Origin of the sequence: Vibrio sp. 1-1(7) (assembly GCF_013048485.1) — a bacterium.
Taxonomy (GTDB): domain Bacteria; phylum Pseudomonadota; class Gammaproteobacteria; order Enterobacterales; family Vibrionaceae; genus Vibrio; species Vibrio fujianensis.
In genome coordinates this window covers 97166-111651 of the sequence record NZ_VHSP01000006.1, presented here as the reverse complement: position 1 = coordinate 111651, position 14486 = coordinate 97166, and the positions used below count along the sequence as shown (strand labels likewise).

At 42.3% G+C, this 14486-nt stretch carries 11 protein-coding genes; 6 read left to right on the top strand and 5 right to left on the bottom strand.

All coding sequences use genetic code 11. The annotated features are described in order from the left end of the window. Positions 1-163: 163 nt before the first annotated feature. The 5 genes from mnmE to rpmH all read right to left on the bottom strand — a co-directional run bounded on the left by mnmE (position 164) and on the right by rpmH (position 3976). Entirely contained in the window at positions 164-1525 is a 1362-nt protein-coding gene (gene mnmE, locus FKN05_RS15455; RefSeq protein WP_170887901.1) for a tRNA uridine-5-carboxymethylaminomethyl(34) synthesis GTPase MnmE, read from the bottom strand. Between the two features lie 94 nt (positions 1526-1619). Further along, positions 1620-3242: a membrane protein insertase YidC gene (gene yidC, locus FKN05_RS15450; protein ID WP_099610304.1), complete on the bottom strand. Its 1623-nt coding sequence runs from the start codon at positions 3240-3242 to the stop codon at positions 1620-1622. A gap of 2 nt (positions 3243-3244) precedes the next feature. Beyond that, complete coding sequence (yidD, locus tag FKN05_RS15445) at positions 3245-3502, bottom strand: membrane protein insertion efficiency factor YidD (RefSeq protein ID WP_099610305.1); 258 nt, start codon at positions 3500-3502, stop codon at positions 3245-3247. Continuing rightward, positions 3469-3792 (bottom strand): ribonuclease P protein component, encoded by a 324-nt coding sequence (gene rnpA, locus FKN05_RS15440; protein ID WP_161455716.1) that lies wholly within the window; start codon positions 3790-3792, stop codon positions 3469-3471. Before rnpA ends, yidD begins: the two co-directional genes overlap by 34 nt. 46 nt (positions 3793-3838) lie before the next feature. Further along, positions 3839-3976: a 50S ribosomal protein L34 gene (rpmH, locus tag FKN05_RS15435; RefSeq protein WP_072670256.1), complete on the bottom strand. Its 138-nt coding sequence runs from the start codon at positions 3974-3976 to the stop codon at positions 3839-3841. A 580-nt stretch (positions 3977-4556) separates the two neighbouring features. Between rpmH and dnaA the strand changes: the two genes are divergently transcribed. The 6 genes from dnaA (at position 4557) to speF (ending at position 14483) form a co-directional block, all read left to right on the top strand. Beyond that, entirely contained in the window at positions 4557-5960 is a 1404-nt protein-coding gene (gene dnaA, locus FKN05_RS15430) for a chromosomal replication initiator protein DnaA (RefSeq protein ID WP_099610307.1), read from the top strand. A gap of 76 nt (positions 5961-6036) precedes the next feature. Beyond that, entirely contained in the window at positions 6037-7137 is a 1101-nt protein-coding gene (dnaN, locus tag FKN05_RS15425; RefSeq protein ID WP_099610308.1) for a DNA polymerase III subunit beta, read from the top strand. A 19-nt stretch (positions 7138-7156) separates the two neighbouring features. Further along, a complete protein-coding gene (gene recF, locus FKN05_RS15420) occupies positions 7157-8236 on the top strand; it encodes a DNA replication/repair protein RecF (RefSeq protein ID WP_099610309.1) in 1080 nt (359 codons plus the stop codon). Between the two features lie 18 nt (positions 8237-8254). Further along, positions 8255-10672 (top strand): DNA topoisomerase (ATP-hydrolyzing) subunit B, encoded by a 2418-nt coding sequence (gene gyrB, locus FKN05_RS15415; protein WP_099610310.1) that lies wholly within the window; start codon positions 8255-8257, stop codon positions 10670-10672. Positions 10673-11387: 715 nt separating this feature from the next. Continuing rightward, entirely contained in the window at positions 11388-11834 is a 447-nt protein-coding gene (locus FKN05_RS15410) for a helix-turn-helix domain-containing protein (protein WP_170887899.1), read from the top strand. A 468-nt stretch (positions 11835-12302) separates the two neighbouring features. After that, entirely contained in the window at positions 12303-14483 is a 2181-nt protein-coding gene (gene speF / locus FKN05_RS15405; protein ID WP_099610311.1) for an ornithine decarboxylase SpeF, read from the top strand. The last annotated feature ends 3 nt before the right edge of the window (positions 14484-14486 follow it).

Below are 14486 nucleotides of genomic sequence, written 5' to 3'. Positions count from 1 at the left end.
TAATAACTGGCTTTCTTTTTTAGGGTATTTTCCTAGACGTTTCCTTTTCCACTAATACTGCGTTTAGGTTATAAGGGGATAGAAACAAACGGCAAATGACGATCTAATAAAATCAGTGTGTTATATACCGTTGCTTGCTGTTGTTTTCCGTTATTTGCCCACTTTACTTCCCGATACAAAACGAAGAGAAAATTCGCCCGAGGAGATCATCAGAACTAAATTCACCCGTGATCTCATTTAAGTGTTGCTGAGCAATACGTAACTCTTCGGCGAGGATTTCTCCAGCCATATAACCTTCCAACTGTTGTTGGCCGATGGTGAGATGTTCTGCCGCACGTTCTAAGGCATCGAGATGACGCCGACGCGCCATAAAGCCGCCTTCTTGGTTACCGGTAAAGCCCATGCACTCTTTCAAATGGGTACGTAGCGCTTCGACGCCTTGACCAGTTTTAGCAGAAAGACGAATCAAGGTTGGTTGGTTAACATGGCAAATCCCTAATGGTTCTCCTGTTTGATCGACTTTATTACGGATCACTGTCATCCCCATATGATCCGGCAAACGGTCGACAAAATCAGGCCAAATGTCTTTGGGATCGATTGCTTCGGTCGTGGTGCCATCGACCATAAATAAAACGCGATCAGCTTGTTTTATTTCTTCCCACGCACGCTCGATACCAATTCTTTCGACTTCATCAGAGGCCTCACGCAGTCCTGCTGTGTCTATGATATGTAGTGGCATGCCATCAATATGAATATGTTCACGTAACACATCACGTGTTGTACCTGCAATATCGGTGACAATCGCCGACTCTTTACCCGATAAAGCATTTAACAGGCTCGATTTACCAGCATTTGGACGTCCGGCAATAACAACCTTCATCCCTTCACGCATGATCGCACCTTGATTGGCTTCTTGACGCACAGCAGCAAGGTTATCGATAATTGCTTGTAAATCATTAGATACTTTTCCATCAGCTAAAAAGTCAATTTCTTCTTCTGGAAAATCAATCGCAGCTTCAACGTAAATACGTAGATGGATCAATGACTCTACAAGGGTATGAATGCGTTGAGAAAATCGTCCTTGAAGCGATTTTAGTGCCGATTTTGCCGCTTGTTCAGAACTGGCATCGATCAGATCTGCAATGGCTTCTGCTTGGGTTAAGTCTAACTTATCGTTTAAGAATGCACGTTCAGAAAACTCACCAGGGCGAGCTGGGCGAATCCCCGGGATGGTAAGAATGCGTTTGATAAGCATATCCATGACAACTGGGCCGCCATGGCCTTGTAGCTCTAGGACATCTTCTCCGGTAAAGGAATTCGGATTGGGAAAATAAAGTGCAATGCCTTGGTCAAGTACCACACCATCATTATCTTTGAAAGGCAAATATTCCGCGTAGCGAGGTTTAAGCTGCTTCCCGGTGACCTCAAGGGCGGCTTGGGCGGCCAGAGGGCCTGAAACGCGTATAATGCCTACGCCGCCACGTCCTAGAGCGGTGGCTTGCGCGACAATGGTATCGGTGGTCATAACATTACCTATTGAATTATTTACTGGTGATTATTGTAATCAGCCAATAATAAAAAGGCGACCAAAAGGTCGCCTTGATCGATGAGATTTATGCTTACTTAGAGTGTAAACCTCTTTTCTCGAGTGACTTGTAAATGAGCGTTTGCTGAATCAGAGTCACAATGTTTGATACCAACCAGTAAAGTACGAGACCGGATGGAAAGAACAAGAAGAAGAAGGTAAACATTACCGGCATGAAGGTCATGATCTTCTGTTGCATTGGATCAGTAACAGTATTTGGACTCATTTTCTGAATCATGAACATACTTGCCCCCATTAATAGCGGCAGTATGTAGTATGGATCCTGAGCCGAAAGATCATGTATCCACCCAAAGAATGGTGAATGACGCAGTTCAACCGATTCCATCAATGCCCAGTATAAAGCAATAAAAATCGGCATTTGTAGAACGATAGGTAGACAGCCACCGAGTGGGTTTACTTTCTCTTTCTTATACAATTCCATCATTTCTTGGCTCATGCGTTGGCGATCATCACCAATGCGTTCACGCATCGCTTGCAGCTTGGGTTGCAGCATACGCATTTTGGCCATCGATGTGTATTGAGCCTTAGTCAAAGGATACATAGCGCCACGGACGATAAAGGTCAAACAGATGATTGCTATACCCCAGTTACTAACAAAGCTCTGAATAAATGAGAGCAAGGTATGTAAAGGTTTCGCGATAAACCATAACCAACCGTAGTCAACAACTAGGTCTAGGTTAGGTGCTGTCGCTGCCATTTCATTTTGCAGTTTTGGCCCAACCCATAGGCTGACTTTAAATTGCGTGCTGTCGCCATCGGCGATGGTTTTATTTGGGATACGAACACCAATATCACCAAGGTTACCAATGACACGAGAATAAAGATTGGTGTCGGGTTCATTACGCGGAATCCATGCTGTTGCAAAGTAATGCTGAATCATCGCTGCCCATCCTTCACCATTAGGAAGAGGGAGGGATAGGTTACGTTCCTGCATATCTTTGAAGCTGTATTTTTTATAACGAGTATTTTCTGTAGAGTAGGCTCCGCCACGATAAGTTGGCATAGCAAGGTTACCCCCAGAATCAAGAAGGCTTTGACGAAGATGAGCATAAACACCCAGCGTGGCGTTATTACCCGAGCGGTTCACAACGTCAAAAATAACGTCAATGGCATAGTCATTACGTTTAACCACAAACGTTTTACTATATTCGATACCATTGACTTGATAAGTCATCGGAATACGCAATTCATCTTGCCCATCCGCTAGCTCAAAATGATCAGCGCTAACATGATAAGTCGGGCGACTATTACTGCTTAGATCAATTCCTTGAGGGCCGATTAACCCACTTTGTGCAATAAATTGATGATCGGGCTCATTTTTTAAGAGAACGAAAGGTTGGTCAGAATCCAACTCATCAGAATATTGATTGAGTTTGGCACTGACGATGTCGCCACCGATCGTATCGATGGACAGAGTCAATACATCCGAGATCACTGTAATGGTTTTTGCTGAAGCCTGAGACTGCGAAGGAGCAGGGTCGAATTCATCAGCAAAAGAAGGTGCAGGGGTGTTACTGTTAGCTTGAGCCTGTTCAATCGCAGGTTGGGCCGGATTCTTTGTTGTTTGCCATTGCTGGAAAAGTAAGAAAGAAACGAGCGCTAAAGCGATTAACAGGATATTACGTTGAGAATCCATCGTTATTTATCTCTGTCTAGTTTTTTGACTGGTGGAACGGGGTCATATCCCCCTTCGTTCAAAGGGTGGCATTTTAATAGACGTTTGCCGGATAACCAACACCCTTTTATAAAACCGTGAGCTCGCAATGCTTCTATCGCATAAGTTGAGCAAGTCGGCGTAAATCGACAGCGAGGGCCGATAAGCGGACTTATTATCCATTGGTAGAGTTTAACTAAGCCAATGGTTAACCACGTGAAGGGCGAGATAGGCGATGCCATAATTTATCGAACAAAGTAAATAATTCCTCATTGCTTAAATCTTGCGCGCTCTTTTTCGCGATCACAACAAAATCTTTATTAGCGAGTCGATGTTGTGTGAGACGAAAACTTTCACGAGCGAGACGTTTGAAGCGATTACGACCCACCGCCGTTTTAATTTGCTTCTTTGGAACAGCCAATCCTAAACGAGGATGAGAGAGATTATTATCGCGGGCAATGATAGTAAAATGAGGGGAGCCAGCACGGTGCGCTTGCTGGAAGACGTTTTTATAATGCTCGGGAGTTAGCAGACGTAACTCCCGATTGAACGCGTACGTATTCAAAATAATTCAGTGATTATTTTGACAGGCGCTTACGGCCTTTTGCACGACGTGCATTGATTACTTTACGACCGTTCGCAGTCGCCATGCGTGCACGGAAACCGTGAGTACGCTTGCGCTTTAGAACTGAAGGTTGAAAAGTGCGTTTAGACATTATTATTACCTTTACTGATCAGTAGTGTTAGGTTCTTAAGTTAACCCGGCGTGGGTGTTTGTCTTCGAAAAGACGCCGACGCCTCTCAACAAAGAGGCGGAATTGTAATCACACTCACAAAAAGTGTCAATGACTAGGGTAGGGTAACTGAGAGTTAATCTTGTCGTTAACGGCTCAGCGCTACCTATTCTTTTTCGGTCGGGCGATTATACGGAGTCTTTACTAAATCTCAAGGATCGTTCGTTGATCGCGCTATTAAACTTTACTGGAGCAAGCCGCAATAAGAGTGATCGACAGATAAGATCACAACTTATACCTAGATACTCATAGCTTATAAAGCAGAACCAAGGATAAAAAACAGAATGGTCATTTTGGGGATAACTCGGAAAGATCTTTGAATATGTGGATCACTGTGTGGGTAAATAGGCTAATTAGAGCGAGATCTCGGTTTATTTATTTATATTGTTGTGAATAACTTCGATCTTATTCAATAGTTTGTGGATCAATTACTGGCGATCTTACTTATCAACAGGTAGAATTGCCGATCTTTACTAGCCATTAATTTAAGAGTGAGGGAACCGTGTCATCTTCGCTTTGGTTGCAATGTTTGCAACAGCTTCAAGAAGAGCTACCAGCCGCAGAATTTAGTATGTGGGTTCGTCCGTTACAAGCGGAGCTCAATGACAATACTCTCACTTTGTTTGCCCCAAACCGGTTTGTGCTCGATTGGGTTCGTGATAAATACATCAACAATATTAATCGTTCATTGACAGAGTATTGTGGGCATAATGCGCCGAGCTTACGCTTTGAAATAGGTAACCGTCGAGCCGCTGCAGCGAAACCAGCACCAGTGAGAACTGCGGCTGATGTTGCGGCAGAGTCTTCTGCGCCTGCTCAACTTGCACGGCGTAAGCCCGTGCATAAAACTTGGGATGATGACAATGCCGTGGCCGATATTAATCACCGTTCTAACGTGAATCCCAAACACAAGTTTAATAATTTTGTGGAAGGTAAATCGAACCAGTTGGGATTAGCGGCTGCACGTCAAGTGGCGGACAATCCAGGGGCGGCCTATAACCCACTCTTTTTATACGGTGGCACTGGGTTAGGTAAAACCCACTTATTGCATGCTGTTGGAAACGCCATTGTCGATAATAAACCCAATGCTAAAGTGGTTTATATGCATTCAGAGCGTTTTGTTCAGGATATGGTGAAAGCGCTGCAAAATAATGCGATTGAAGAATTTAAACGTTACTATCGTAGCGTCGATGCGCTATTAATTGATGATATCCAATTTTTTGCTAACAAAGAACGTTCCCAAGAAGAGTTTTTCCACACTTTTAATGCGTTATTGGAAGGTAACCAGCAGATCATTCTCACCTCTGATCGCTACCCAAAGGAGATCAATGGGGTTGAAGATCGCCTTAAATCCCGCTTTGGTTGGGGCCTAACGGTTGCCATTGAGCCGCCTGAGTTAGAAACCCGTGTGGCAATCTTGATGAAAAAAGCGGAAGATCATCAAATTCATCTCCCCGATGAAGTGGCTTTTTTTATCGCTAAACGATTACGTTCTAATGTTCGTGAATTGGAAGGCGCGTTAAACCGAGTGATCGCCAATGCCAACTTTACTGGTCGCCCGATTACCATTGATTTTGTCCGTGAAGCGCTACGTGATCTGCTTGCTTTGCAAGAAAAATTAGTCACTATCGATAATATTCAGAAAACGGTTGCCGAGTACTACAAAATAAAGGTAGCGGATCTCCTTTCTAAACGTCGTTCTCGCTCGGTGGCGCGCCCCAGACAATTAGCGATGGCGTTATCGAAAGAGCTAACTAACCATAGTTTACCGGAAATTGGCGATGCATTTGGAGGGCGAGACCATACTACCGTACTGCATGCGTGTCGGAAAATTGAACAGTTACGCGAAGAGAGTCATGACATAAAAGAAGATTACTCGAATTTGATACGAACGCTTTCTTCTTAATCTCTTCATCTATTCGTATGATGTGATGTATGATTTTTATCCTGTTTATTCCCTATCGTTAGGTTAAGAGCACACTATGAAATTTACCATTGAACGCAGCCACTTTATTAAATCGCTACAACAGGTGTCTGGGACGCTGGGTGGGCGAGCGACCTTGCCGATTTTGGGGAATTTGTTACTCAGTGTCGATAATGATCAATTGTCGATGACCGCGACGGATCTTGAGGTGGAGTTGATCAGCCGAGTCTCTCTTGAAGGGGATTTCGAAGCGGGCAGCATCACGGTTCCTGCCCGTAAATTTTTAGATATTTGCCGAGGACTACCTGATGACGCCATCATTACCGTGTTATTAGAAGGGGATCGAGTTCTCGTTCGTTCAGGAAGAAGTCGCTTTTCTTTGGCTACCTTACCAGCCAGTGATTTTCCTAATATTGAAGACTGGCAGAGCGAAGTGGAAATTTCACTCACTCAAGCAGAATTGCGTGGCTTGGTGGATAAAACCCAGTTTTCGATGGCCAACCAAGATGTTCGCTACTACCTCAATGGTATGTTGTTAGAAATTGATGGTCAGACTTTCCGTTCTGTCGCCACTGATGGTCATCGGATGGCTGTCTCACAGACCACACTTGCGCAAGAGTTTGCCAACAAGCAGATTATTGTACCGCGCAAAGGCATTTTAGAATTAGTTAAGTTATTGGATGCACCAGATCAGCCGGTGGTGTTGCAAATTGGCGCTTCCAACTTACGAGCTGAAGTGAATAACTTTGTCTTTACCTCTAAGTTAGTCGATGGCCGCTTCCCTGATTATCGTCGTGTCTTACCACAAAACACCAATAAAACATTATTAGCTGGTTGCGACGAGCTGCGTCAGGCTTTTTCTCGTGCAGCGATATTATCGAATGAAAAATTCCGAGGTGTTCGGGTGAATTTAGCGGATCAGCAAATGCGTATTACCGCCAATAACCCGGAGCAAGAAGAAGCAGAAGAAATGCTGGATGTCGATTTTACCGGTGACGCGATTGAAATTGGCTTTAACGTCAGCTATGTATTGGATGTCCTCAATACCTTGCGTTGTCAGCAGGTTCGAATTTCAATGTCTGATGCTAATGCCAGTGCTTTAATCGAAAATGTCGATGATGACAGCGCCATGTATGTGGTGATGCCGATTCGTCTATAGAGAGCTTTTTGCCTTTATTATGCCTCTGACTCGTTTGGTTATTCAGCAATTTCGTAATATTAAAGCCTGTGATATCACCTTATCATCAGGCTTTAACTTTCTTATTGGCCCGAATGGCAGTGGCAAGACCAGTGTTCTTGAAGCGATTTATTTATTGGGGCATGGGCGCTCATTTAAGAGTGCATTAACTGGACGAGTGATTCAACACGACAGCCCAGAACTGTTTGTGCATGGCCGTTTTTTGAACTCGGATCAATTTGAGCTACCGATTGGCATTAATAAGCAGCGTGATGGCTCAACAGAGGTTAAAATAGGCGGTCAATCTGGACAAAAATTAGCGCAATTGGCTCAGGTGTTACCTTTGCAGTTGATTCATCCAGAAGGGTTTGAATTATTAACCGATGGCCCGAAACAGCGGCGGGCTTTTATTGATTGGGGCGTGTTTCATTCCCAACCAGCTTTTTTTGAGGCATGGGGGCGTTTTAAACGTCTGAATAAACAGCGTAATGCTTTATTGAAAACCGCTCGTAGTTATAAAGAAATCAGTTATTGGGATCAAGAGCTGGCTCAATTGGCTGAACATATTGACGTTTGGCGACACACTTATGTTGAACAATTGAAAGTTGTCGCTGAAACGCTTTGTCGCCACTTCTTGCCTGAATTTGAGATTAGCTTAACTTACTATCGTGGCTGGGAAAAACAGACCGCTTATAAAGAAATTTTGCAAAATCACTTTGAACGCGATCAACTGCTTGGTTATACCTTCAGTGGCCCGAATAAAGCGGATTTAAAAATGAAAGTGAATGGAACCCCCGTCGAGGATGTTCTTTCACGTGGTCAGCTTAAGTTAATGGTGTGCGCACTGAGAGTGGCGCAAGGTCAACATTTAACCGAGCTGACCGGGAAGCAATGCATCTATTTGATTGATGATTTTGCTTCCGAACTCGATAGCCAACGCCGTAAGCGTCTAGCAGATTGCTTAAAAGCGACGGGGGCTCAAGTGTTTGTAAGTTCTATTACTGAAAGCCAAGTTGCCGACATGATCATGCCGAATAGCAAGATGTTTCATGTAGAACATGGCACAATAGGACAAGGATAATTACTGAGAGAGTAACTCATGTCGAATAATTACGATTCATCGAGTATTAAAGTACTGAAGGGTCTAGACGCCGTGCGTAAGCGTCCAGGTATGTACATCGGCGACACAGATGATGGCACCGGTCTGCATCACATGGTTTTTGAGGTGGTAGATAACTCAATAGATGAAGCGTTAGCGGGTTACTGTAAAGATATCGTCGTTACCATACATGAAGATAACTCAGTATCGGTTAGTGATGATGGTCGCGGTATTCCTACCGAAATTCATACCGAAGAAAATGTTTCGGCCGCAGAAGTTATTATGACGGTTCTGCATGCTGGCGGTAAATTTGATGACAACTCTTATAAAGTCTCTGGTGGCCTACACGGAGTGGGGGTTTCAGTCGTTAACGCCCTTTCTGAAAAAGTGCTTTTAACCATTCATCGTGGCGGCAAAACGCATACTCAGACTTATCGTCACGGCGTACCACAAGCACCGTTGGCAGTGGTTGGAGAGACCGAGCGTACCGGAACAACCTTACGTTTTTGGCCGAGTGCGGAAACCTTCACTAATATTGAATTTCATTATGATATTTTAGCTAAACGCTTACGTGAGCTTTCTTTCTTAAACTCAGGAGTTTCAATTCGTCTGCAAGATGAGCGGGAAGCGGACAAACAAGATCACTTCATGTATGAAGGTGGTATCCAAGCGTTTGTGACTCACCTTAACCGTAATAAAACTCCGATTCATGACAAAGTATTCCACTTTAATCATGAGCGTGATGATGGCATTAGTGTTGAAGTGGCCATGCAGTGGAACGATGGTTTCCAAGAAAATATTTATTGCTTCACCAACAACATTCCTCAGCGTGATGGCGGAACCCATTTAGCGGGTTTCCGTGCTGCGTTAACTCGTACCCTCAATAGCTATATGGAAAAAGAAGGGTATAGCAAAAAAGCCAAAACCGCGACGTCTGGCGATGATGCTCGTGAGGGATTAACGGCGGTTGTCTCAGTCAAAGTGCCTGACCCTAAATTCTCTAGCCAAACCAAAGATAAATTGGTCTCTTCTGAAGTGAAAGCCGCTGTAGAATCGGCGATGGGTGAAAAGCTCAATGAGTTTTTAGCCGAGCATCCCTCTGAAGCGAAAATGGTGTGCAGTAAAATTATTGATGCCGCTCGCGCTCGCGAAGCTGCGCGTAAAGCGCGTGAAATGACTCGCCGTAAAGGGGCGTTAGATCTGGCTGGTTTACCGGGTAAGCTGGCGGATTGCCAAGAAAAAGACCCTGCGCTCTCTGAACTGTATATTGTGGAAGGGGACTCTGCGGGCGGTTCAGCTAAACAAGGCCGTAACCGTAAGAATCAGGCGATTCTACCGCTGAAAGGTAAAATTCTGAACGTTGAGAAAGCTCGTTTCGATAAAATGCTCTCTTCTCAAGAGGTTGCTACCCTAATTACCGCGTTGGGCTGTGGGATTGGCCGTGATGAATATAATCCAGACAAACTGCGTTACCACAATATCATCATCATGACCGATGCGGATGTCGATGGTTCTCACATCCGTACCTTGCTGCTAACCTTCTTCTATCGTCAAATGCCAGAGTTGATTGAACGGGGTTATATCTATATTGCTCAGCCACCTCTATATAAAGTGAAAAAAGGCAAACAAGAGCAGTATATTAAAGATGAAGAAGCGATGACCCAATATCAAATTGCATTGGCGTTAGATAATGCTTCGCTGCATGTTAATGATCACGCTCCAGCCTTGGCGGGTGAGCCATTAGAAAAACTGGTTCAGCAATACAATGCTGTAACTAAACTTGTTGAGCGTATGAGCCGCCGTTATCCTCATGCCATGATCAATGAGTTCACCTATATGCCTCGCTTAACTGAACAAATGTGCCAAGATAAAGCGGTTGTTGAGCTTTGGACCGAGCGTTTAGTGAATCAGCTCAATGCCAAAGAAGTCGGTGCAAGCCAATATCAATTTGAAATTGAGCATCACCCTGAGCTTGGTGTTTATTCACCAAAAGTGATCGTTCGGACTCATGGTGTGACGTATGATTACTTGATTAGCATCGATCTACTGAATTCGAAAGAATATAGCCGTCTTGCTGATCTCTTTGAAGCCTTAGATGGCCTATTAGAAGAAGGGGCTTATATTCAACGAGGTGAGCGGACTCAACTAGTATCGAGCTTCTCTGCCGCTCTAGAATGGTTGATTAAAGAATCTCGTCGTGGTCTTGCCGTACAGCGTTATAAAGGGTTGGGTGAAATGAACCCAGATCAACTGTGGGAAACCACCATGGATCCAGACTCTCGTCGTATGATGCAAGTGACGATTGATGATGCGGTCGGAGCTGATGAACTGTTTACCACCTTGATGGGCGATCAAGTTGAACCTCGTCGCGCTTTCATTGAGAGTAATGCACTTCGAGTCGCAAACCTCGATATTTAGTTTTTATTCTTAAATGATCTGTTAAGCAGCGCTTTGGCGCTGCTTTTTTATTGGATAGAGAAAGCCCGAGCGAGGAATAGAGCGAATTTACGGTTATGTCGGCAGAGCAATGGAAAGGTGTTGTTGGCTAGGTTCTTTCACTCTAATCACATCGCCTGTCTATACTCATGCGGATTATGAGAACCATCCGTAGCTCTTACCAAAGGCCAGCCTACGGCTGTTTAAATTTGTTCCAGATAAATTTACTTGTCGCATCTGCAACTCTAAGTTGTTTAGGTATAGTTAAAATATAACCAACTTTATTTATTTAAAAAATAAAGTCGGTTGAAGAAAATAATCCGTGAGCGATATGGGATATGTTGATAAATTCTAATTTAATCACTGCTAATTTAATGGAATCTAATTTTTTGAAATTTTGTATTAACTACAGGCTGAGATATTGACCAAAACAATGCTTTTACTGGTTTTGGTATTGATAGTATTAATTTTTAACGGATGAAATCTAATTAATTACCTTGTTTTGATAAAATAAATGATGATAGTCAATTTTGTTATTTGTTTTATATATTATTTATTGACCTTTAGATTATCAAATTGCAGTATAAAAAAACAGGCGCATACTCAGCGTATAAATATAGTTGTAATTAACCTGTTATTATCCTTTTTTACATAAATTGGCAACATGTTGCTTTTTATGTCCGTTAGAGATTTGTGTATGTTGAGAATTACCAGTTCAGATAAATTTATCTCTTCAAGGTTTATATTGGAATACAGTAAAGTTGAATTTGCTTCTTTATTGGGAGTTTCCGTGGCCAAAATAAGCAATATAGAAAATGGTAAATCTGCCATTCCACCTGTGTATAATTACGCAATTAATTACTTGCTTAGTGAACATCCGTTTAAAGAAAGTGCAATCGAAGCTCTGTGCTCACATATAACTCTTGATTTTGCTAGGCGTATTGATGTTAATTCAAAAGTTAAACGCTTATCTTGTAAGCGTTGTGATGGCCGAAGGTTACACGTAATGGCAGGTATGAATGGACTCTACTTTGTTGAATGTATGGACTGTAAACATACCATGTATTCTTCAGGAATGGCCGTCAAGCGTTACAAACAGTGGTCTAATAACGGTGTGAAGTTAGATAGTCATTTATTTAATTAAATTTGATTTATACCCTTCCTACTGGAAGCTGCAGGGGTGAAAGAACGTAGCCGCCTACCTGCAACACCAAGTTATTTGGGTATACACAAAAGTAAAAGATCATCAGCATTTGTGTTGGTGGTCTTTTTTTTGTGTTAAATTTTAGATTGGAATTGATTTTTGTTCTTCTGGTTTTTTTGTTATTCGATACGGTGATGAAAATCACAAAATCTTATTTTTTCTATATTTTATTTTTAATAATGTTAGATCTTGTCACGAAATTTCATCAATGTTTATTGTGGTTTTGTCTCTATTATCATTGAAATCTCACGTGTAATGTGATTGAAATCGCTAAATTTTAATTTTTAAAAATAAGGTTTTTTAATATGAATGTTTAATCACAAAATTTGTTTTTTGAATTTTAAATATTAATCTAATTTGTAATATCTGCGCTTGTGATTTTTAATAACAAGAAAAGAGATATTATAAATGAAGCGCTTAATTATTGGTGTTAGTAATTATATGCCAGAAGATTTTAGCTTATTGGCTGAATCTTTAGATGAGAATTTCAATCGCCATCTACAACCTTTAGATCAAGTTGAGTTAACCGATGTTGGTGCCGCTATTATCACATCTACAGATATTAAAGCTGGCCTACATAAAATGATTTCAGAGACAGGTTATGGCATTCCTGTGTTCCTTGTTACAGACGATACTCCAGTTTCTGCAGAAGATTATGTTTGGTTAACTGGTGTTATTGATTTAGAAGGGCAGTCTATTGATTATTATTGCCGTCAAATCAACGAAGCAGTAGCTAAATATGAATGTCGTTTACTCCCTCCTTTTTTCAAGCAATTAACTCAATATGTTGAAATGGGAAACTCTGCATTTGATTGTCCGGGACACCAAGGTGGTCAGTTCTTTAAAAAACATCCGGCAGGCAAGCAATTTTATGATTTCTTTGGTGAAAATCTATTCCGTAGTGATTTGTGTAACGCGGATGTCGATTTAGGTGATTTACTTATCCATGAAGGTTCTGCTCATCAGGCTCAGGCTCATGCAGCAAAAGTATTTAATGCGGATAAAACTTATTTTGTACTTAACGGTACTTCTGCATCAAATAAGGTTGTATGTAATGCGCTCGTTACCGAAGGTGATTTGGTTTTATTTGATCGCAATAATCATAAATCAAACCACCATGGTGCTTTAATTCAAGCTGGTGGAATGCCGATTTATTTGGAAACGGCGCGTAATCCGTGGGGATTCATCGGCGGCATGGATGAACACTGTTTTGATGAAGAATATATTCGGGCACAGATTGCAAAAGTCTCTCCTGAACGTGCTCGTGATGAACGTCCATTCCGTTTAGCTATTATTCAACTTGGCACCTATGATGGTACGATCTATAACGCTCGCTATGTGATGGATAAGATCGGCCACCTTTGTGATTATATATTGTTTGATTCCGCATGGGTTGGGTATGAGCAGTTTATTCCAATGATGAAAGATTGTTCACCGTTACTCTTGGATCTAAAACCAGAAGATGCTGGTGTGATTGTGACTCAATCTGTTCACAAACAACAAGCAGGTTTTTCTCAAACTTCGCAAATTCATAAAAAAGACAGCCATATTAAAGGGCAAGCTCGTTACTGTAATCACAAACGTTTCAATAATGCGTTTATGATGCATGCATCGACTTCTCCATTTTATGCGTTGTTCTCTGCGCTTGATGTCAACGCAAAAATTCATGATGGTGAAGCGGGTCTCCGCCTATGGCATGATGCAGTGAAGATCGGCATCGAAGCGCGCAAAGAAATTCTAAATAGTTGTGAGCTTATTCGTCCTTTCATTCCAAATGAAATCGATGGCCAACCTTGGGGGAGTTACGATACTCAGGAAATTGCCACAAACAAGAAATTCTTCATGTTTGAACCCAATGCAAGTTGGCATAAATTTGAAGGTTACGGTAAAGACCAATACTTTGTTGATCCATGTAAATTGCTATTAACGACTGCGGGTATTGCAGAAGATGGCAGTTATGCAGACTTTGGTATCCCTGCAACGCTGTTGGCTAATTTCTTACGTGAAAATGGCATTATCCCAGAGAAGTGTGATCTGAATTCGATCTTATTCTTACTAACTCCAGCAGAAGATATGGGTAAGATCCGTCATCTTGTTGCTCAGATTAATCGTTTTGAAAAATTCATTCGAGATGATGTGCCTCTCAGTATCGTGCTCCCACGTGTTTATGAAGCGAATAAAGATCGTTACCGAGGCTATACGATTCGTCAGCTGTGTCAGGAAATGCATGACATGTATAAAGAGCTGAATGTGAAACAGTTGCAAAAATCGATGTTCCGCAGCGAATACCTCCCCAAAATGGTCCATAAACCCGATGTCGCAACACGTAAATATTTCCGTGGAGAATGTGATTACTTGCCTCTTAAAGAAGCGGTGGGTCGTGTGGCTGCAGAAGGTGCCCTTCCTTATCCTCCAGGTATTATCTGTGTGATCACGGGTGAGATCTGGACCCAAAATGTGGTGGATTACTTCCTATCTCTAGAGGAAGGTATTAATCGTTTTCCTGGCTTCGCTCCTGAAATTCAAGGCGTATATCTTGAAGATGTCAACGGTCGTACTACCGCACATTGTTATGTCCTAATAGATTGATCC

Excerpts from the sequence above, each read along its gene's own strand:
- mnmE (WP_170887901.1), bottom strand. The coding sequence starts at position 1,525 with ATGACCACCGATACCATTGTCGCGCAAGCCACCGCTCTAGGACGTGGC.
- yidC (WP_099610304.1), bottom strand. The coding sequence starts at position 3,242 with ATGGATTCTCAACGTAATATCCTGTTAATCGCTTTAGCGCTCGTTTCT.
- yidD (WP_099610305.1), bottom strand. The coding sequence starts at position 3,502 with ATGGCATCGCCTATCTCGCCCTTCACGTGGTTAACCATTGGCTTAGTT.
- rpmH (WP_072670256.1), bottom strand. The coding sequence starts at position 3,976 with ATGTCTAAACGCACTTTTCAACCTTCAGTTCTAAAGCGCAAGCGTACT.
- dnaN (WP_099610308.1), top strand. The coding sequence starts at position 6,037 with ATGAAATTTACCATTGAACGCAGCCACTTTATTAAATCGCTACAACAG.
- recF (WP_099610309.1), top strand. The coding sequence starts at position 7,157 with ATGCCTCTGACTCGTTTGGTTATTCAGCAATTTCGTAATATTAAAGCC.
- gyrB (WP_099610310.1), top strand. The coding sequence starts at position 8,255 with ATGTCGAATAATTACGATTCATCGAGTATTAAAGTACTGAAGGGTCTA.
- FKN05_RS15410 (WP_170887899.1), top strand. The coding sequence starts at position 11,388 with ATGTTGAGAATTACCAGTTCAGATAAATTTATCTCTTCAAGGTTTATA.
- speF (WP_099610311.1), top strand. The coding sequence starts at position 12,303 with ATGAAGCGCTTAATTATTGGTGTTAGTAATTATATGCCAGAAGATTTT.